This is a genomic window from Staphylococcus sp. McC-251-APC-3A2 (genome assembly GCF_009695665.1).
Classification (GTDB): Bacteria; Bacillota; Bacilli; order Staphylococcales; family Staphylococcaceae; genus Staphylococcus; species Staphylococcus cohnii.
In genome coordinates this window covers 314,473-335,189 of sequence record NZ_VUNO01000001.1, presented here as the reverse complement: position 1 = coordinate 335,189, position 20,717 = coordinate 314,473, and the positions used below count along the sequence as shown (strand labels likewise).

The following is a 20,717-nucleotide window of genomic DNA, read 5'->3' as shown; positions in this document are numbered from 1 at the left end:
ATGGAAACATAAAAAGCAAAGAGGAAGTGAAGTCTTCACATGAAACTAGTATTTTATGGTGCCGGAAACATGGCGCATGCAATTTTTACAGGTATTGTTAGTTCTAAAGTGATTGATTCTAATAATATTTATTTAACGAATCGTTCAAATGAAGTTGCATTAAAAGAATATGCTGACGAGTTAGGTGTTAATTATAGCTATGATGATGCAGCATTGTTAAAAGATGCAGATTATGTATTCTTAGGAACGAAACCATATGATTTTGATGATTTAGCAGAGCGTATTAAGCCATATATTGCAGAAAAAAATAAATTCATTTCTATTATGGCTGGTTTACCGATAAACTATATTCGTGAAAAATTGGCTTCTAACAACCCAATTGCACGTATCATGCCAAACACAAATGCCCATGTTGGACATTCAGTTACTGGTATTAGCTTTTCCAATAATTTTGGCGCTAAGTCAAAAGAAGAAGTTGATAATTTAATAAACGCATTTGGATCTGCGATAGAAGTTTCAGAAGATAATTTGCATCAAGTTACAGCAATTACTGGAAGCGGTCCAGCTTTTTTATACCATGTCTTTGAGCAATATGTCACAGCGGGTACACGTTTGGGTTTGGAAAAATCACAGGTAGAAGAATCAATTCGTAATTTAATCATAGGGACGAGCAAAATGATAGAACGCTCAGAATTGAGTATGGAACAGTTAAGAAAAAATATTACTTCTAAAGGTGGTACAACACAAGCAGGCCTTAATGCACTTGCAGATCATGATATAGAAGCTATTTTCGAAGATTGTTTACGTTCTGCAGTAAATAGAAGTATTGAATTATCTAACCAAGACAATGATTAAAATTTAAAAAGCTTAAATTATTATAAAAAAGTGGGACAGTAATCTAAATTGTAAAATACTACAATTTTTAGAAAACTGCCCCACTTTTCATTTATTAAAATTGCCAAGAATCAAAATCACTGACAAAACTAAATGGTGGTGTATTACTCAAAGCTTTAAGCGATTTACTAATATCGCACACCTCTTCTTTAGTATAACGATTGCTGATATGTGTTATTAAACTATAGTCAACATTTGCTTCTCTCATCAATTCAAAAACGTCATCAATATGGCTATGGTGATAGCTATTAGCTAATGATTTATCTCCTTCTATATATGTACTTTCATGTACCATGATATTTGCATCACGTGCAATTATCATTTCATTTTTACAAGGCATAGTATCTCCAAAAATTGCTACGACTGGGCCTTTAATTGCTTCATCTTTAAAATCTTTAGAGTTATAAATCTCACCTTTGTATTCAAATGTTTCATTGTTTTTTACATCTTGATATTTAGGTCCTGGTTCTAAACCAATGTTTCTGAGCGCTTCAACATTGATTTTACCAGATTTATATGGCGCTTCTACCCTATATCCAAAAGAAGGAATACCATGATTTAACATATGTGCTTCAACATTAAATCCATTGTGATGATAAGAAAGTTGTTCCTCTATTTCAATATAAGTGATTGGATAATTTAATTTTGATTCTGATAAAGTTAAAGTAGTTTCTATATATGATTTAATACCTTTTGGACCAATAATAGTAAGAGGCTTATCTTCGCCCCCTTGAAAAGATCGACTTGTGAGTAACCCAGGTAAACCAAATATATGATCACCATGCATATGCGTAATAAAAATGTGATCTACTTTTCCTAATTTGATTGAATGGTGTAATATTTGATGTTGTGTGCCTTCACCAACATCAAAAAGCCAAATGCTATTGGAGTATGGTTCCAAATTTAATGCAATCGCTTGGGTATTTCTTTCTTTAGTTGGCAGACCAGCACTTGTCCCAAAAAACGTAATTTCCATGCATATGCCTCCTCTTCTTGTTCATATTTTATCATATAAAAGTATTAAAAATATAATAAAATATGATATTACAAGCAAAATTGTGGGAAGATACTGGTGTATTGGTCTATAATAAATACAGATTTAATAAAGAATTGAGGTTTTGATCTTGAATACTAGAAATAAAGATATCCCATGCTTAATTACAATTTTTGGAGCAACTGGTGATCTTAGTCACAGAAAATTATTTCCATCATTATTCCATTTATACCAACAAGAAAATTTGAATGAACACATTGCAATCGTTGGAATTGGTAGAAGAGACTTAACAAACGATGATTTCCGTAGTCAAGTGAAGTCGTCAATTCAAGAACACGTTAAAGATACTAAACACCTAGATAAGTTTATGGAACACGTATTTTATCACAAACACGATGTAAGTGACGAAGCAAGTTATCAATCACTATTAGAATTCAGTAATAAATTAGATCACGATTTCCAATTACAAGGTAATAGACTCTTTTATTTAGCTATGGCTCCAAATTTCTTTGGTGTTATATCTGATTATTTAAAATCTTCTGGATTAACAGATACAACTGGTTTCAAACGTTTAGTTATTGAAAAACCATTTGGTTCAGATTTAGAATCTGCTGAAAAATTAAATGAACAACTACGTCGTTCATTTAAGGAAGAAGAAATTTACCGTATTGACCACTATCTTGGTAAAGATATGGTGCAAAATATTGAAGTACTTCGTTTTGCTAATGCAATGTTTGAACCATTATGGAATAACAAATATATTTCAAACATTCAAGTTACTTCTTCGGAAGTGCTTGGAGTTGAAGACAGAGGTGGCTACTACGAATCTAGTGGTGCATTAAAAGATATGGTCCAAAACCATATGCTGCAAATGGTTGCTTTGCTAGCAATGGAAGCACCTATAAGTTTAAATAGTGAAGATATCAGAGCAGAAAAAGTTAAGGCTTTAAAATCATTACGCAAACTAGAACCTGAAGAAGTTCGTCAAAACTTTGTTCGTGGTCAATATGATGAAGGCATCATAGAAGGACAGCAAGTTAAAAGATATAGAGATGAGGATCGTGTTGCAGAAGATTCTACAACGCCAACTTTTGTTTCTGGTAAACTAACCATTGATAATTTTAGATGGGCTGGCGTACCGTTCTACATAAGAACTGGTAAACGAATGAAGAGTAAAACGATACAAGTAGTCGTCGAATTCAAAGAAGTTCCAATGAATTTATACTATAAAACAGATAAAAAACTAGATTCCAACCTATTAGTTATTAATATTCAACCAAATGAAGGTGTTTCTTTACACTTAAATGCTAAAAAGAATGTACAAGGCATTGAAACTGAGCCAGTTCAACTATCATACGCAATGAGTGCACAAGATAAAATGAACACAGTGGATGCTTATGAAAATTTATTATTTGACTGTTTAAATGGAGATGCAACTAACTTTACGCATTGGGAAGAATTAAAATCAACTTGGAAATTTGTTGATGCAATACAAGAAGAGTGGAACCAAAATGAACCAGAATTCCCTAATTATACAGCTGGAACAAATGGTCCATTAGCGAGTGATTTACTATTGAGTAGAGATGGCTTCCACTGGTGGGACGATATCCATTAATCAACTTTTTAAAAATAAGGCAATGATACAAGTTTCAATCTGAGCTTGTGTTGTTGCTTTTTTATTATACCTTATTTGTGTTATGATTTAGACTATTGATTAAATCATTCATATACAATTTTAGGATGTTTACATTTTACCCTATTTAATATTTTTGAGATGTAAGTCACATGAAAATGATGTAAAATAGAATTAATCAACAATGATTCATAACATTATGTATAGAAAAGTAACGAGGTACATAATCATTTGTATTTCGTTATAATTTAGGAGTGAAAGTTTTGGACGTTATCAAGCAAATCCAACAGGCAATTGTATATATTGAAGATCATTTGCTAGAGCCTCTACATTTGCAAGCACTTAGTGATTACGTTGGTCTTTCACCATTTCATATTGATCAATCATTTAAAATGATTGTAGGTCAATCACCAACAGAATATGCAAGGTCAAGAAGGTTGACTTTAGCAGCACAAGACATTTTAAGTGGTTCAGCTCGCTTGGTAGATGTTGCAAAAAAGTATAGTTATAAAGACGCTAATGATTTTGCTAATGATTTTAGTGATTTTCATGGTGTTTCTCCTATTCAAGTCAATACAAAACGAGACGAATTAAAATTGCAATCAAGGCTTTATATTAAACTTACTACTACAGAACGTGCCCCTTATGCGTACCGTTTGGAAGATATACAAGGTTTGTCTTTAGTAGGTTATGCTAAGTTCTTAAATTCAGAAGAAATTGATAACCCTTTTAAAGTGCCTGATTTTTTAGAGGATTTATTAATTGACGATAAAATTAAAGAATTACAACGATATAATGATACGAGTCCACATGAACTCTTTGTGGTTAATTGTCCGCTTGATAATGGAATGGAAATTTTTGTTGGCGTACCGAGTGAAAGATATCCTGCGCACCTTGAAAGTCGTTTCTTACCTGAAAGACAATATGCTAAATTTAATTTACAAGGTGAGATGGATTATGTAGTCAATGAAGCGTGGTATTATATAGAGACTAGCCTTCAAATGACTTTACCCTATGAACATAATAGTTTGTACGTTGAAGTTTATCCATTTGACATTTCATTCGATGATCCATTCACTAAAGTTCAATTATGGATGCCTGTTGATCAAGAACAATATGACATATTAGAATAAAACCATAAAAATACGCTTAAACAATATATAGCGAGCAAGCAAACATATTTTTATATAAGTTGCTTACTCGCTATATTTTTGTTAGTTAATCATTATCTTAATTGCTAGATAATTGTTTCTAAAGTTTAATTACAAATGCTTCGTATGGTTGTATATTTTCAAAATCAATCGTGTTATTTTTGTAGTTATGTAGTAATATGTTTTCTTCTAGGAAGCTTGCATCAAAGGATAATGCAGCTTTTTTATTTGTTAAATTACCAACAATTAGTACATATTGCTCATTTAATTCTCGTGTATATGCAAATATTTGGTTATTTTTTGAATCAACCAAATTAAATTCACCATATGTAAAAACATCATGAGATTTTTTTAACTTTATTAAAGCTTTATAGAAATTTAATATTGAATCTGGATCTTTTTGTTGATGTGCAACATTAATGTTTTTGTAGTTTGGATTTACAGGAAACCAAGGCGTTACATCTGAAAATCCTGCAAAGTAAGAACTATTCCACTGCATAGGCGTTCTAGAATTATCTCTATTTTCTTTTTTATGTTTATCTAATAGTTTTGAGACATCGCCACCTTGTTGTTTGACAATTTCGTATTCATTGACCACTGCAACATCATTAAAGGTTTCAATATCATCAAATGGATAATTGGTCATACCAATTTCTTGACCTTGATAGATAAATGGTGTGCCTTGCTGCAAAAAATATACGACTGCATGACTTGTAGCAGATTCAAACCAATAATGAGTATCATCACCCCAAGTTGATACACGTCTTGGCTGATCGTGATTTTCAATAAACAATGCATTCCATCCAACATTTTCAAGTTTCTTTTGCCATTCATTGAGTACATTTTTATATGCATTGACGTCAAATTTGACATCGCCTGAATTCCACAAGCTTAAATGTTCAAATTGAAAAATCATATTGAATTTGCCACTTGTCTCACCTACCCAAGGTTCAGCGTTTTCTGGACTAACACCATTTGCTTCTCCTACGGTCATAATATCATAATGACTTAAAGATTTATCTTTCATTTCTTGTAACCAGTTTTGTATGCCAGGCTGATTCATATCTACTTCAAAAGCCGGCGCATAATCTTTTCCTTCTGGTAGTTTTAAGTCACCAGCTTCAAATGTTTTTTTAATATGTGTTATAGCATCTACTCTAAAACCATCTATACCTTTATTAAACCACCAATTCATCATTTCAAAAATAGCATTTCTGACTTCATGGTTTTCCCAGTTTAAATCTGGTTGCTTTTTACTGAATAAATGAAAATAATATTGACCTGTTTGTTCATCAAATTCCCATGTAGATCCATTAAATATACTTTCCCAATTATTTGGCTCCGATCCATCTGGTTTCGGATCTTTCCATATATACCAGTCACGTTTAGGATTATCTTTACTTGATTTTGATTCTATAAACCATTGATGTTCGTCTGATGTATGATTAACGACCAAATCTAATATTAACTTCATACCTCTTTGGTGTACCTCATCTAATAATTGATCAAAATCGTCCATTGTTCCAAACTCATCCATGATATCTTTATAGTCACTTATATCATAGCCATTATCATCATTTGGCGATTTATACATTGGACTAAGCCAAATAACATCAATTCCTAAATCATCTAAGTAATCTAACTTTTCTATCACACCTTTTAAATCTCCGATACCGTCGCTATTAGTATCATTAAAGCTTCTTGGATAAACTTGATAAGCGATTGCTTCCTTCCACCATTCCCTTTTCATATACATCCCCCTTTAAAAGTATTGAATTTGTTAAATCCTATCAATATTTATATCTGAATTTTTAACTATGAACAATCATGTCATATAAATATAGAATGAAAAATAGTATCAATGTTTAAACTGTCATAGGTTAATACAATATTAAATATAATAGACTTAACCACATATATTAATAGATTAATTAATGTACGTATAAAAGTCAAAATTTTAGCGCAATCGCTTACAAATAAATATATTTAATATTTTTGAAAAAGCATATAGATAATTGATAAAACAATATAATGTTAAAAAATTGGTAACTTATATTAATAATTATTATCCGAAAACAAATGAAATGGGAGAAACGGCAATCTCATGTTTAAAATATTAAGATAAACTTTATGAAAATACTTACGATTTTGACTATGCATGCTTGCCTCGGGATATGATTTACATAATCCGAGTCTGTAGTATCTATCTCTTAAAACACCACTACGCGTCAGTAGGTTACAAAACGTAGAAATTATTATGTATTTATGATACGAGAAAAACACTTCCGTATAAATTCATTTTTTATTATGAATTCAACGAAAGTGTTTTAATTTCACTCCATTATTTGAAGTTATTATATAATTATTCTAATGAAATTATATAATTTAAAGCCTGAATTGTGTATATCTCTGACAATTTTTAGGTCTTCTAAGTTAGTTATTCAAAACTGACCATTATAATATATCTAAATTATTCTTCAATCCATTGTGTATGGAAAATACCAGAACGATCTTTACGTTCATAAGTATGTGCACCAAAGTAATCACGTTGTGCTTGGATTAAGTTTGCTGGTAGATTTTCTGAACGATAACTATCATAGTAGTTAATACTTGCAGAAAAACCTGGTGTCGGAACGCCATTTTGTACGCCTGTTGCAACAACGTCACGTAAAGCTTCTTGATAATTCGTAACGATATCTTTGAAATAAGGATCTAATAGTAAGTTTTGTAGATCGCTATCATTATCGTATGCTTCTTTAATTTTTTGTAAAAATTGAGCGCGGATAATGCAACCTTCACGCCATATCATAGCAAGTTCACCAAGTTGAAGGTTCCATGCATTGTCTTCACTAGCTTTTCTCATTTGAGCAAAACCTTGTGCATAAGAACAAATTTTACTCATGTAAAGTGCTTTACGGATTTTTTCAAGGAATGCTTCCTTATCACCTTCAAATTTTGCATTTGGTCCATTTAATTGTTTTGAAGCATTTACACGTTCTTCTTTAATTGAAGAAATAAAACGAGCAAATACTGACTCAGTGATAATTGTTAAAGGTATTCCTAATTCTAAAGCATTTATAGATGTCCATTTACCAGTACCTTTTTGGCCAGCTGTATCTAATATTTGTTCAACTAATGGACCATTCGTTTCATCATCTAATTTATTGAAAATATCACCAGTAATTTCTATTAAATAACTTGATAATTCACCAGCATTCCAATCTTTAAATGTTTGAGCAATATCTTTATGTGACATACCTAGCAAGTCTTTCATCATTGCATAACTTTCTGCAATTAATTGCATGTCAGCATATTCTATGCCATTATGAACCATTTTAACGTAATGACCAGCACCATTTGGACCAATATAAGCTACACATGGTGCACCATCTTTTGCTTTTGCTGATATAGCTTCTAATATATGACTCACTTTATTAAAAGCTGCTTCTTGTCCGCCGGGCATAAGTGAAGGTCCAGTCAATGCACCAACTTCACCGCCAGATACACCCATACCAATAAAGTTAACACCACTTTCAGCTAAAGCTTTGTTTCGTCTGATTGTATCTTGATAATTTGTATTACCGCCATCAATTAAAATATCGTCATCATCTAATAATGGTAATAGAGTATCAATTGTTGCGTCTGTCGCTGTACCAGCTTTTACCATTAATAAAATTTTACGGGGTTTTTCTAAGGAATTTACAAATTCTTCCATTGAATATGTTGGATGTATGTTTTTTCCTTCAGATTCTTTTACCATTTCATCTGTTTTTTCTGAAGAACGGTTAAAAACTGATACGCTGTATCCGCGTGATTCAATATTCCAAGCAAGGTTTTTACCCATTACGGCTAAACCTACTACACCTATTTGTTGTGTCATTTAACTAACCTCTCTTATTAAAGTTTTCTAGTACATTGTATCACAAAGGTATCTTTAGATTCACTTAATCAGTTTATAGATTGTTTAATAACCACATCGTTGATACTTAAAAGTTGATTAGCTAACTGATTTAAAGATTTAATTGATATTCTTTCTTCTGTAGTGTGAATGTTTTCATAACCGACACCTAAAATGACTGTAGGTATACCAAGTTGATTGATTATATTACCATCTGATCCGCCACCAGCAATGACGGTATTTGCTTCTAAACCTAAAGATAAAGCGCTAGATTTTGCTATAGAGGTAACCGTTGCATCATCAGAAATTTTAAATCCTGGATAACTTTTGATGATTTCTACTTCTGCATGACAATGGTACTTTTTTGCAGTTGTTTCAAATACAGATTTCATATGATTCACTTGTTTGATAATACTTTCATCTGAATGCGAACGTGCTTCTGCATTTAATGTTACTTTTTCAGCCACAATATTGGTAGCTGATCCACCTTCAAAGCGACCGATATTAGCTGTAGTATATTCATCTATTCGACCTAAGTTCATCTCACTAATTGCTTTTGCTGCTACATTAATTGCGCTAATCCCATGGTTAGGCGTACTGGCGTGTGCTGTTTTTCCAAATATTGTGGCATTCAGTTTCATTTGTGTTGGCGCACCTACTACTGTTGTACCGACTGGAACACTTGCATCAATCGCAAAGCCATAATTTGCATCTAGTAAAGTTTTATCTATAGCTTTCGCGCCCTCTAAACCTATTTCTTCTCCTACAGTTAAAATAAATTGTATTTGACCATGAGGCAAATTTTGTTCGTTAATGACACGGATAAATTCTATAATAGCTGCTAAACCTGCTTTATCATCTGCGCCTAAAATTGTAGTTCCATCTGAGTATATGTATCCATCTTCTTTTACAGTTGGTACAATTTTTTGACCTGGTACAACTGTATCCATGTGACTTGTAAAATATATTTTCTCAAGATGCTCAAAATTTGGAGTAGCCTTTAATGTGCATATTAAATTATTAGCACCTAATGCTTCATTTTGAATACTTGCTTTGTCTTCGCTGATATCTATATTTTGTTGCTCCATCAATTTTTTTAAATGGTTTTGTATAGTTTGTTCATTTCCACTTTCTGAATCAATTTGAACGAGTGTTAAAAATGTCTCTAATAGACGTTTTTCATTTATCATATTTATCCCCTTTTCTATAATCACAATTTATTTTAGTTTACATAAGTTTAAAGTTTAGTAAAACAAATATGTTTATACGTGTTAGACTTGTTATGTTATAATATACATTGATAAAATAAAGATACTTAAAATTATTGTGGATGCTTCAAAGTACAATAATGATTAATAAAACGCATTGGATATATTATGGAGGAATAAAGATTGAATAACAATAAAGTGCTTAGATTTATAATTGTAGTTATGTTGGTAGCAGTAGTACTTGCATTAATCTTGACAAGTATAGTTCCTTTAACGAATTAAAATCAAAGCTTAACTTTTAAAAATTTTTGTCTATCGGATTGAGACATAAATCCGTTAAAAATAGCACTTAGGTGATTTAATTCATTTCATCTGAGTGCTTCTTTTTTATTCCATACTTCGTATTGTAGGCTCACTTTCTTAGGCGGCAGCTTTAGCCTGTAGTCTTCAGCTTGTCCTGTTCCCTCAAGCGTCTTGCCAAAATACGTCGCATTTATATGTGTTTGTCACGACATGTTAATGAAATCGTTGAAACTATCCCTGCAAATGTATTCGATGTATTCAAACATCATCGTGGTACTACATCATATCATCAACCGTAATCAAAACAATAATGAAAAAGGCAATTTCTATGTTATTTCAATAGAAATTGTCTTTTTTCACTAGTCCAAGAACTTTATATCACAAGCTCTTTTTCTGTACAATTTTAATTAAAATGGCCTAGGTATAAAGAAAATAGATGTCATTCTCTTACCTAGGCCAAGGTGATTATTATTTATGCTTTCTATGAAAAAATTGTTGATTTTGTATCTTTATGTAATTTTAAGGATCCAAATTGTGATTTAACTTCTAAATATTCTTCTAATTCATTGAGTAGTTGTTTAATACTTGCTCTAGTTCTAAATGAAGCATGTGTTTTTGGTAACTCTAATTGTTCTAACTCTATTTTAATTTCATAGAGAGAATGCAATCGTAACACTGTATAATCATTACTATTTACGTTATGAGCCACTTCCAAAAATAAACTGCTGATTTTAGTTAACAACGTATCTTTCGTTTCAATGTTTTGTATCATTTTAGACATTCTTTCAAGTAGTTCTAACTGCTCTTCTCTCATATCAAAATAATGATAGTAAGAATTTTCATTACGTACGAAATGATTTTTAACATCTCTAAATGCAATTGATTTTGCCTTTTGAATCGTAAGTTGTAACTGGTTGAAAGAAATATTTAATGAAGCATTGGGTTCTTTACAATTATTACTAAATGTTTCAAAAATTGTTGTAAATTGATTTTCTATTTCTTCTTTATATTGTTTAAGTTTAAAGTCTAGGCTAGGCATGATTAAATTCATTATGAATGCAATACCAAGACCCACAATTAATAATAAAATTTCATTGATAAACAAGTGCATGTCAATCACTTCAGCATTAAATACATGCAGCAAAATGACACAACTTGTAACTACGCCTTCCTGTACTTTGAATACAACAGTGAGCGGTATAAAAAATAATACGATTAGACCTAAAATAATAGCATTTTGACCGAAGTAACTGAAAGCTATTGACCCTATTATAAGGATTAATATACAAGATACAAATCTTGATATAATCGCTTGAAGTGAATGCACTTTGGTATGTTTAATACAAAGCACTACTAAAATGGCACTAGAAGCAAAATTATCTAATCCCATTAATTTAGCAATGATAATTCCTAGTGCCATACCTACAGCAGTTTTAATTGTTCTGAATCCGATTCGATATGGATTTAATCGCATCATCGGTGTCAACCTCTATCTTTCATCACAATAAGTATCAAATAAATTTTGTAATTGATTAATAACGTCCATCACATCATGGCCTTCGATTTGATGACGTTCTATCATTTGTGTGATTTCACCATTTTTTATTAATGCAAATGATGGGCTTGATGGTGCGTATCCTTTAAAATAATCTCTTGCTTGTTGTGTAGCTTCTTTGTCTTGTCCAGCAAACACTGTCACTAGTCTGTCTGGTAATTTATCATAATGTAAAGCGTGCGTAGCTGCTGGTCTAGCAATCCCACCAGCACAACCACAAACTGAATTAACCATAACAAGTGATGTACCTTCTTGACTTAACACTTTATCAACTTCATCTGCTGTTGTTAATTGTTCATAACCCGCTTCCTCAATTTCATTTCTTGCTTGGCTTACTACATCATTCATATATAAATCAAAATTTAAATCCATATTCAAATCACCTTTCATTATCAATTTATTAATTTCATTTTACTAATATATAGACAATAGTTCAACATGTGTGTTTAATGAGAAAGTAAGTTCGCTTTTCGTGAAATGCTTGAACAATAGTTATTTAAAAAAATAAGTTAGAAATCAAAATAATCAAATTTGATTTCTAACTTACCATTTGTTTATACTATAAAAACTAGTAAATACTTGTATTTTCTATAGAGTATTGCTCAATTCTTGTCTTAACGAAATTCATAAATCTACCTGCTTGCAAACCATCTAATATACGATGATCAATAGAAATACATAGATTAACCATGTGTCTAATAGCTATCATATCATCAATAACAACGGGCTTTTTGATGATGGATTCAATTTGCAGTATAGCGGCTTCTGGGTGATTGATAATACCCATAGATGATACTGAGCCAAATGTACCAGTATTATTGACCGTAAATGTACCACCTTGCATATCTTCAGATTTTAATTTTTTATTACGTGCTTTTTGTGCTAAATCATTTATTTCTCTAGCAATGCCTTTTAAGGATTTTTCATCTGCATTTTTGATTACAGGAACATATAATTTTTCTTCATCAGCTACTGCAATTGAAATGTTGACATCTTTATGCATAACTATTTCGGAATTTTGCCAACTACTATTGAGTAAAGGATATGCTTTTAATCCTTCTGCAACCGCCTTTACAAAGAACGCAAAATAAGTAAGGTTATAACCTTCATTTTCTTTGAAACTTTTTTTATGATAATTTCTTGTTTTAACTAAGTTTGTAGCATCTGCCTCAACCATCATCCAAGCATGTGGGATTTCATTAACACTGTTCACCATATTTTCAGCTATTTGTTTGCGAACACCATTTACTGGAATTGCAGAGCCAGGAGATGGTTCGTTATATTGAACTTGCTTATTGACTTTAGGAGAGTCTTTAGGAGCGATGATTTCTGAACCTAATTTATTAGTACCTTCTTTGATTACTTTCTCTATATCTTTTTTGGTTACTCTACCTTCAAAGCCAGTCCCTTTGACTTGTGAAAGGTCGATTTGATGTTCAGACGCAAGTTTAAATACTACCGGTGAAAAGCGTCCGTTATTTTTCGGAAGATTATCTGATGCATCAGTTGTGCTATCATTTACATTAGAGGAATTAACCATAGTTTGTGTTGCTTCTGATGTATATTCATCTTGTTCATTTGTAGTATTATTATCGGTATTTTCATTGGATACTTCTTCCTCAGTATCTAAATAACAAATTACTTCACCTACTTCCACTGTTGTACCTTCCTCCACAATAATTTCGCGGATTGTACCAGCGTATGATGAAGGCACTTCTGCAGTTACTTTATCCGTAATAACCTCACAAAGTGGGTCATACTCTTCTACTTTATCGCCTACTGAAACGAGCCATTGTTCTATTGTGCCCTCATGCACACTTTCTCCGAGTTTAGGCATTTTTATTTCCATCATTGTGCCTCCTTAAAATTCTGCGAGTTCACGCATTTTAATTTTTATCTTATCTGGATTAATCATAAACTCATCTTCGAGTGTTGGTGCAAATGGCATTGAAGGAACATCTGGTCCAGCAAGTCTCATTATCGGTGCATCTAAATCAAACAGACAATTTTCAGCAATAATTGCAGCAACTTCAGATATGATACTACCTTCTAGGTTATCTTCAGTGACCAATAAAACCTTACCTGTTAATTTAGCTCTCTCAATAATCGTTTCTTTATCTAAAGGATAGACTGTGCGTAAATCAACTACTTCAACATTTATATCATCTTCAGCAAGCATATCAGCTGCTTGAATACAGTAATTGACACAAAGACCATAAGTAAATACAGTAATATCGTCGCCTTCACGCTTAACATCAGCTTTACCAATTGGCACTGTATAATACGATTCTGGCACTTCTTCTTTAAGTAAGCGATAAGCTTTTTTATGTTCGAAATATAATACTGGGTCATTTGATTCGATTGATGCTAATAATAAGCCTTTCGCATCATATGGTGTGGACGGAATAACAATTGTGAGCCCCGGCGTAGAAGCAAAAATGGATTCAACACTTTGTGAATGATAAAGTGCACCATGTATGCCTCCACCAAATGGAGAACGAATAGTAATAGGACAATGCCAATCATTATTAGAGCGGTATCTCATTTTTGCTGCTTCACTCATAATTTGATTCGTTGCAGGTAAAATATATTCAGCAAATTGAATTTCTGCAACTGGTCGTTTACCTAACATAGCAGCACCAATACTAGTACCCACAATATTCGATTCTGCAAGTGGTGTATCTAATACTCTTGCTTCTCCATATTTTTGCTGTAAACCTAATGTGACACCAAACACGCCACCTTTTTTACCAACATCCTCACCTAATACAAAAACGTCATTGTCTTTTTCCATTGCTTGATCTAGGCCTTGATGAATTGCTTCTAAATAAGATAATTTAGCCATTATTTAAGCTCCCTTCTTCGTAGACATATGTGTAAGTTTCTTCTGGTGATGGATAAGGAGCTTTTTCAGCTTCTTTTGTTGCTTGATTTACAATCTCTTTATGTTCTTTTTCTATTTCATCCAACCATTGCTCATCAATGATACCTTCTTCTAATAAAAAAGATTTGAATTTTAGGTTGCAGTCTAATGATTTTAACCCATCACGTTCTTCTTGTGTACGATACTTGTCATCATCATCTGATGAGTGTGCAGTCATTCTTGTACACATTGCTTCGATTAATGTCGATCCCTCTCCATTCAATGCGCGTTCTCGTGCTTCTTTCATTACTTTATACATTGCTATTGGATCATTACCATCGACATGCTCGCCATGCATACCATAACCAATAGCGCGATCAGATAATTTTTCTGCACCATATTGTAGCGTGTCGGGTACTGAAATTGCATATTTGTTGTTTTCAATCACGCAAATAAATGGAAGATTGTGAACACCAGCAAAATTGAGACCTTCATGAAAATCACCTTGGTTTGAACTACCTTCTCCCACAGTTGCCATAGCAATATTAGGCTTATTATCCATCTTTAATGCTAATGCAGCACCTACAGCGTGTAATATTTGTGTGCCAACAGGAGAACTTTGTGATAATATACCTTTTTCTCTTTTTCCAAAATGAGAAGGCATTTGTTTCCCACCGGAATTTATATCATCACGTTTACCGAATGCAGCTAGCATTGAGTCTAATGCTGTCATACCCATATAAGTTACAAACGCTAAATCTCTATAATAAGGTGAAGATATGTCTCCCTCATGCATAGCATATGCCATACCTATTTGTGTCGCCTCTTGCCCCTGGCAGCTTATGACAAATGGGATTTTCCCAGCACGGTTTAAAAGCCACATGCGCTCATCTATTTTACGACCTAAGTCCATCCATTTATACATGGTTTGTAAGTCAGACGCTTCAAGTCCAACTGATTTATAATCAAACATCTTATTTCCTCCTTATTTAAACATGAATCGATCTGTTTTCAACTTTTAAGCCTAACTCCATTAACACTTCAGACAGCGATGGATGAGCATGAGTAGTTAATCCAAGTTCTAGAGTGGAGCCATTCATAAATTGCATTAATGATACTTCATTAATTAATTCTGTTACATGTGGACCAATCATATTAAGTCCAAGTACAGTATCATTATCCTGATCGATTATGATTTCACAAAAGCCATTTTGATTTGTAACATTTTCTATAACAGCTTTGCCGATTGCTTTAAACGGAACTTTAAAGGCTTTTGCATTAAGCTTATTAGATTTTGCTTGTTCTAAATTTTGCCCAATACTTGCAACTTCAGGTTGCGTATAAACACATTTTGGCATTTTATCATAGTCAACTGATATTGGTGAAGCATCAAACATATGGTCAATTGCTGTTATGCCTTCTTTGGATCCTACATGTGCGAGTTGTAATTTACCGATACAATCACCTGCAGCATATATATGTTTGTCTTCAGTTTGTTGATATTCATTTACAATTATATGATTGGCATCTGATAATTTTATTTTTGTATTATTTAAGCCAATATCATCCGTATTGGGCTTTCTACCAATTGCGACTAAGCATTTTTCAAAATGAGTCGTTTCATCATTCAATAAAATATTGATACCAGAGTCTTCAATTGAAACTTGTTCTTTTGATAGTTGTGTATTTTCATAAAATTTCACACCACGTTGTATTAAATCATTTTTTAATGTATTTGCGATGGATTTACTTTCAGTCGGTAAGATTCGTTTACCTGCTTCTATGACAACTACTTCAACCCCAAAATCCGTCATTAAAGATGCGAATTCCAAACCTATGACACCTCCACCAATGATCGCAAGTGATTGGGGTAATTTATCTAGTTTTAATATATCGTCACTGGATAGCACAGTGTTTCCATCAAATGGTAAAAAGGGTAAAGGCATTGGAGATGAACCGGTACATATTAATACATTATTATTTGGAATTAATTCTGATTCACCATTTTCGTATTCTACTGAAATAGTACCGCTTTGAGGTGAGAAAATAGATGGACCTAATATTCGTCCCACCCCATTAAATACATCAATTTTATTATGATTCATAAGTTGTTCAACACCTTTGAACATTTGTTGGACAACTTCATTTTTACGTGCTTGAATTCGTGAAAAATTTAATTTAAATGCATCTACATCTACACCAAATCCACTCGAATTTGCTACTGTTCTTAATACATCAGCTGATTTCAAAAGTGCTTTTGTTGGTATGCATCCTTTATGTAAACATGTGCCGCCTAAAAGTGACTTTTCTACAAGTGCAACTTTTTTCCCTAATTGAGATGCTCTAATTGCTGACACATACCCAGCAGTGCCCCCACCTAAAATTACTAAATCATATTTTTCGTCTGCCATATTTTTACTCCTAACTGTAATCTTAGTACTATGTCAATAATCATATTTAAACAAAAAATTTAGCAAAGTAATTGAAAATCAATATACAATATAAAAATCAAATTCATAACAAATTTTAATTTTTTATTAAACTAAATTGTTTGATATTAATTATTTTAAACATGCGAATAAAATCACCTTTGAGTTTTAAAAGTGATTTCAATGCGTGTTTTTAAAATTTCTAAAATCCTTTATTTTTCAAATGCTTTAATTCTATATTTTAAAAGAATTGTCTAGATAATGAAATATTGATGGTTACTATGATTACAATAAGTCTTTTATAGAAAAATCGTATGCTTCATACTTTATTTAAATACAAGCGCAAAAGAAATAGTTTTCTATTAATTTATATCCTTTACTATCTTACATCAAAATTCAATATTATAAAATTAATAACCTAAATAATAGTGTAAAAATTCAAATATAATTAGAAGTTAAATTTATTTTGTGATTTCAAAGCAAGTAATAAAGAGTTTAATTTATTTTGTTTACTTTCTGTCCTAGATGTGAAAACAATAGGGAATTTTGCTCCGAGTAACAAACTAGAAACAGAAGCATTTCCAAAATAAGTTAAAGATTTTAACAATGCACTCCCAACATCTATATTGGAAACTAGAAGTGCATCAACGTTACCAGCAATACTAGATGTATTATTTTTTTCAATTGCTCTTTTTTTACTGATTGCATGATCAAAAAGAATGGGTCCGTCTATTTTCGCATCTGTATCAGATGTTCGATTGAAAATATTTTTTAATTTTTCAGCATCTATAGATGACAAAATCTTTTTAGATGCTTGTTCTACTGAAGATAATAAACCTATGTTAAATTCATCATAACCTAGTGCTTTGCTGAAAGTAGTTAAATTTTTAATGATTTGTTTTTTTTCTTCAATTGTCGGAGCTACATTATATGCAACGTCACTAATCATTAACGTTTTGTGATAATTAGGAATACTAAAGCACGCAACATGATTTAAAAAGCCATATTGATCTATAAAGTTTTTATTGCTTAAAACAAAAGAAATCATTGATGTGGCTTTCATTTTTCCTTTCATTAAAACAGTAACTTTTCCTTGTGATAGATCTTCTGAACATTGTTTTAGTAATTGGTAATCACTTGAAAATGTTAGCACATGAATCCTATTCAAGATTTGGGGTTCTAAATCAAAAGAACGTATGATTTCCGTAGTGTCTTGGGTATCATAAATAAAAATATCTATGTTAGTTAATTTTAATGCTTTAACTAATACTGCTATCATTTTTTCATCATTTTTGCATATAAAACCGCTACATTTCCAGTCATTGTTTCACATGGTTCAACTAATTGTTGGAATCGCATAAAATCAACATCCTTCACTGATTATTTATCAAATTCAGCTAGCACTAAAAATAACAATAATGAATTTAAATTTTTATTATAAATTGTGATTCTGTTCTATCATTTCCTTAGCATTTTGTTTGGTTAATTTTGTCACAGTAGCGCCTGAAATCATTCTCGCTACTTCATCGATACGCTCTTCTCCTGTCAATTCTTGAACTTGTGTTGTTGTTCTTTCATCATCTGTATTTTTACTAATAAATAAATGATGGTCACTCATTGATGCAACTTGTGGTAGATGCGAGATGCATATCACTTGAATGTGATCAGCCAGTCCTTTCATTTTTTCTGCCATTTTTTGAGCAGCCTTACCAGACACACCAGAATCTACTTCATCAAATAAAATGGCTGTTTGGCCTCTAGTTTTTACAAAGATAGTTTTTAGCGCTAACATAATTCTGGACAATTCTCCTCCAGAAGCTATTTTATTTAAGCTTTTTAAAGGTTCGCCTTTATTTGGACTGATTAAAAATTCTACAAATTCTATACCTTCTCGATTAGGTGTGTCTAATGGTTTAAATGAAATTTCTAAATTAGCATCGTTCATCTGCAGATTTTGTATTTCATCTACAATATGATTACGCAAAGATTGAGCGACAATTCTTCTTTCTTGTGATAACTTTTCCCCTAATTCCATAACATTTTTATATAAATCATCTATTTCTTGACGTAATTGAGCTGTACTTTCTTCATAATTTTCAATCTTATTAATTTCGTCAGCCATTTTATCTTGATACATAATAAGTTCATTGATATCTTTACCATATTTACGCTTTAAACTATTTAATAAATTCATCCTAGATTCTAATTCATTTAAATATTGTTCATCAAATTCTGTATTCGTTAAATCATCGTATAATTGATGTTTAGCGTCCTCAAGTGTGTAATAAAACTGGTCGACATCTTCTTTTAGTTCATCGTATTTTTCTGGTAAAATTTCACTGATTGATTGTAATTGATGACTCAATTCGTATAAACGGTCTGTAATAGCATGCTCATCCGTTAATGTAATATGTGCATTGTTTAACGCTAAACTTAGACTTTCGGAATTTTGAATACGTTTGATATCAGTTTCAAGTTGTGGGACTTCGTTTTCAATAAGATTCGCTTCTTGTAATTCATCATATTGAAATTTCAACAAGTCTAACCTTTGTAATAATGCTTGATCAGCAGACTCTAAATCGGCTAATTCTTTTTTCTTAGCTTTATATTTATCAAAAGTATCAACATACGATTCAAGTAGCGTTTGATATGTATTTTCAGCATAACTATCTAATAAATGTAAATGATATTTTTGTTTTAATAAAGTTTGTGTTTCATGTTGGCCATGTATATCTAGTAATTCTTGCATTATTTTTCGCAAATCTTGTAAAGTAATTGTTTGATTATTAACTCTACAAATACTCTTACCAGAGCTGAATATTTCTCTTTTTACTAATAAAAAGTCCTCATCTATATCGATTGATAAATCATGAAGTATTGAAATGGCTTCTTTACTATTATCAATATCAAAGATACCTTCAATCACTGCTTTTTTCTCACCGTGTCTAACATAGTTTGATGATGCACGCATGCCAATTAGTTGCCCAATTGCGTCTATAATAATTGATTTACCAGCACCAGTTTCACCACTTAAAACAGTTAAGCCATCACCAAAATTCACTTCTAATTCATCTATAATTGCGAATTGTTTAATCGATAAGGTTTGTAGCATTCATAATCACTTCCTTATACTTATAGTAAATTAAAGATACGCGTTTTAATTTTTTCGCTTGCAGATTCATCTCTGCATATAATTAAACAAGTATCATCACCACAAATTGTGCCTAGCACTTCATCCCAGTCTATTTGATCTAGGATTGCTCCAATTGATTGAGCGTTACCAGGTAATGTTTTAAGTACTAAAAGATTTCCTGTACCATCAATGTTTACAAATGAATCCATTAAATAACGACCAAGTTTTTCTAATGGATGATATTTTCTGTCATTAGGTAAACTATAAACATATTGACCAGAAGGTGTAGGTACCTTAATTAATTGTAATTCTTTAATGTCACGAGAAACAGTTGCTTGAGTTACATTTAACTCATATTCATTTAAACGCTTTACCAACTCATCTTGTGTTTCAATTTTTTCATTAGATATAATTTCTCTTATTTTAATATGTCTTACTGATTTTTTTGCCATGTGTAGCACCTCTATAAACGAATATTTATACAATGATTTTAACACATGGATGATGATACTACTACTAAAGTTAATCTAATTGAAATACTTTTATTCACTGTTATATATACTGCTTGCCTATTTTCTTAGATTGTTTAATATTGCACATACTTCTATTTTATACTGCTAATACTGTTACAATTTTAGTAGCAAATGAATATTTAT

General features: G+C 31.7%; 16 protein-coding genes and 1 pseudogene. 4 read left to right on the top strand and 13 right to left on the bottom strand.

What is annotated here, in order from left to right:
* Positions 1-39 precede the first annotated feature (39 nt).
* Positions 40-855 (top strand): pyrroline-5-carboxylate reductase, encoded by an 816-nt coding sequence (gene proC / locus FYJ81_RS01730; RefSeq protein ID WP_107385121.1) that lies wholly within the window; start codon positions 40-42, stop codon positions 853-855.
* 94 nt (positions 856-949) lie between these two features.
* Here proC and rnz read toward each other — a convergent pair whose 3' ends face one another.
* The gene (gene rnz, locus FYJ81_RS01725; protein ID WP_107385122.1) at positions 950-1,870 is read right to left on the bottom strand and encodes a ribonuclease Z; all 921 of its coding nucleotides are present in this window, start codon (positions 1,868-1,870) and stop codon (positions 950-952) included.
* 148 nt (positions 1,871-2,018) lie between these two features.
* On the opposite strand from rnz, the gene zwf reads away from it, so the two are divergent.
* Both zwf and FYJ81_RS01715 read left to right on the top strand, forming a co-directional pair.
* The gene (zwf, locus tag FYJ81_RS01720; protein WP_107504956.1) at positions 2,019-3,503 is read left to right on the top strand and encodes a glucose-6-phosphate dehydrogenase; all 1,485 of its coding nucleotides are present in this window, start codon (positions 2,019-2,021) and stop codon (positions 3,501-3,503) included.
* A 281-nt stretch (positions 3,504-3,784) separates the two neighbouring features.
* The gene (locus tag FYJ81_RS01715) at positions 3,785-4,654 is read left to right on the top strand and encodes an AraC family transcriptional regulator (RefSeq protein ID WP_107386444.1); all 870 of its coding nucleotides are present in this window, start codon (positions 3,785-3,787) and stop codon (positions 4,652-4,654) included.
* A 118-nt stretch (positions 4,655-4,772) separates the two neighbouring features.
* Here the strand turns inward: FYJ81_RS01715 and FYJ81_RS01710 are convergent, their stop codons facing one another.
* From FYJ81_RS01710 to FYJ81_RS01700, 3 genes are all read right to left on the bottom strand, one after another.
* Positions 4,773-6,422 (bottom strand): glycoside hydrolase family 13 protein, encoded by a 1,650-nt coding sequence (locus tag FYJ81_RS01710; protein WP_107386445.1) that lies wholly within the window; start codon positions 6,420-6,422, stop codon positions 4,773-4,775.
* A 720-nt stretch (positions 6,423-7,142) separates the two neighbouring features.
* A complete protein-coding gene (gndA, locus tag FYJ81_RS01705; RefSeq protein ID WP_107385326.1) occupies positions 7,143-8,552 on the bottom strand; it encodes an NADP-dependent phosphogluconate dehydrogenase in 1,410 nt (469 codons plus the stop codon).
* A 68-nt stretch (positions 8,553-8,620) separates the two neighbouring features.
* Entirely contained in the window at positions 8,621-9,760 is a 1,140-nt protein-coding gene (locus FYJ81_RS01700) for a M20/M25/M40 family metallo-hydrolase (protein WP_107385327.1), read from the bottom strand.
* Between the two features lie 210 nt (positions 9,761-9,970).
* Here FYJ81_RS01700 and FYJ81_RS01695 point away from each other — a divergent pair.
* Positions 9,971-10,060 (top strand): annotated as a pseudogene (locus FYJ81_RS01695) (hypothetical protein); the annotation flags it as partial.
* Positions 10,061-10,562: 502 nt separating this feature from the next.
* On the opposite strand, the gene FYJ81_RS01690 reads toward FYJ81_RS01695, so the two are convergent.
* The 9 genes from FYJ81_RS01690 to ahrC form a co-directional block, all read right to left on the bottom strand.
* Positions 10,563-11,558 (bottom strand): aromatic acid exporter family protein, encoded by a 996-nt coding sequence (locus FYJ81_RS01690; RefSeq protein ID WP_107386592.1) that lies wholly within the window; start codon positions 11,556-11,558, stop codon positions 10,563-10,565.
* Positions 11,559-11,570: 12 nt separating this feature from the next.
* Positions 11,571-12,008: a bacilliredoxin BrxB gene (brxB, locus tag FYJ81_RS01685; RefSeq protein ID WP_107385022.1), complete on the bottom strand. Its 438-nt coding sequence runs from the start codon at positions 12,006-12,008 to the stop codon at positions 11,571-11,573.
* 196 nt (positions 12,009-12,204) lie between these two features.
* Entirely contained in the window at positions 12,205-13,485 is a 1,281-nt protein-coding gene (locus FYJ81_RS01680) for a dihydrolipoamide acetyltransferase family protein (RefSeq protein ID WP_107386593.1), read from the bottom strand.
* A gap of 12 nt (positions 13,486-13,497) precedes the next feature.
* Positions 13,498-14,481: an alpha-ketoacid dehydrogenase subunit beta gene (locus tag FYJ81_RS01675; RefSeq protein ID WP_107385020.1), complete on the bottom strand. Its 984-nt coding sequence runs from the start codon at positions 14,479-14,481 to the stop codon at positions 13,498-13,500.
* Entirely contained in the window at positions 14,474-15,472 is a 999-nt protein-coding gene (locus tag FYJ81_RS01670) for a thiamine pyrophosphate-dependent dehydrogenase E1 component subunit alpha (protein ID WP_107386594.1), read from the bottom strand. Before FYJ81_RS01670 ends, FYJ81_RS01675 begins: the two co-directional genes overlap by 8 nt.
* A gap of 16 nt (positions 15,473-15,488) precedes the next feature.
* Positions 15,489-16,910 (bottom strand): dihydrolipoyl dehydrogenase, encoded by a 1,422-nt coding sequence (gene lpdA / locus FYJ81_RS01665; protein WP_107386595.1) that lies wholly within the window; start codon positions 16,908-16,910, stop codon positions 15,489-15,491.
* 466 nt (positions 16,911-17,376) lie between these two features.
* Positions 17,377-18,207, bottom strand: a complete 831-nt coding sequence (locus FYJ81_RS01660) for a phosphate acyltransferase (RefSeq protein WP_229767944.1) — start codon at positions 18,205-18,207, stop codon at positions 17,377-17,379.
* Between the two features lie 156 nt (positions 18,208-18,363).
* Positions 18,364-20,040, bottom strand: a complete 1,677-nt coding sequence (gene recN / locus FYJ81_RS01655; protein WP_154409237.1) for a DNA repair protein RecN — start codon at positions 20,038-20,040, stop codon at positions 18,364-18,366.
* A 20-nt stretch (positions 20,041-20,060) separates the two neighbouring features.
* On the bottom strand, positions 20,061-20,513 hold the full coding sequence (ahrC, locus tag FYJ81_RS01650) for a transcriptional regulator AhrC/ArgR (RefSeq protein WP_019468379.1): 453 nt from the start codon (positions 20,511-20,513) through the stop codon (positions 20,061-20,063).
* Positions 20,514-20,717 lie beyond the last annotated feature (204 nt).

What these genes read in the sequence shown, in the direction of transcription:
- FYJ81_RS01660 (WP_229767944.1), bottom strand. Translation starts at nt 18,207, where the DNA reads ATGATAGCAGTATTAGTTAAAGCATTAAAATTAACTAACATAGATATT.
- FYJ81_RS01670 (WP_107386594.1), bottom strand. Translation starts at nt 15,472, where the DNA reads ATGTTTGATTATAAATCAGTTGGACTTGAAGCGTCTGACTTACAAACC.
- FYJ81_RS01700 (WP_107385327.1), bottom strand. Translation starts at nt 9,760, where the DNA reads ATGATAAATGAAAAACGTCTATTAGAGACATTTTTAACACTCGTTCAA.
- brxB (WP_107385022.1), bottom strand. Translation starts at nt 12,008, where the DNA reads ATGGATTTAAATTTTGATTTATATATGAATGATGTAGTAAGCCAAGCA.
- FYJ81_RS01675 (WP_107385020.1), bottom strand. Translation starts at nt 14,481, where the DNA reads ATGGCTAAATTATCTTATTTAGAAGCAATTCATCAAGGCCTAGATCAA.
- ahrC (WP_019468379.1), bottom strand. Translation starts at nt 20,513, where the DNA reads ATGGCAAAAAAATCAGTAAGACATATTAAAATAAGAGAAATTATATCT.
- FYJ81_RS01690 (WP_107386592.1), bottom strand. Translation starts at nt 11,558, where the DNA reads ATGATGCGATTAAATCCATATCGAATCGGATTCAGAACAATTAAAACT.
- FYJ81_RS01710 (WP_107386445.1), bottom strand. Translation starts at nt 6,422, where the DNA reads ATGAAAAGGGAATGGTGGAAGGAAGCAATCGCTTATCAAGTTTATCCA.
- rnz (WP_107385122.1), bottom strand. Translation starts at nt 1,870, where the DNA reads ATGGAAATTACGTTTTTTGGGACAAGTGCTGGTCTGCCAACTAAAGAA.
- recN (WP_154409237.1), bottom strand. Translation starts at nt 20,040, where the DNA reads ATGCTACAAACCTTATCGATTAAACAATTCGCAATTATAGATGAATTA.
- FYJ81_RS01680 (WP_107386593.1), bottom strand. Translation starts at nt 13,485, where the DNA reads ATGGAAATAAAAATGCCTAAACTCGGAGAAAGTGTGCATGAGGGCACA.
- gndA (WP_107385326.1), bottom strand. Translation starts at nt 8,552, where the DNA reads ATGACACAACAAATAGGTGTAGTAGGTTTAGCCGTAATGGGTAAAAAC.
- lpdA (WP_107386595.1), bottom strand. Translation starts at nt 16,910, where the DNA reads ATGGCAGACGAAAAATATGATTTAGTAATTTTAGGTGGGGGCACTGCT.
- proC (WP_107385121.1), top strand. Translation starts at nt 40, where the DNA reads ATGAAACTAGTATTTTATGGTGCCGGAAACATGGCGCATGCAATTTTT.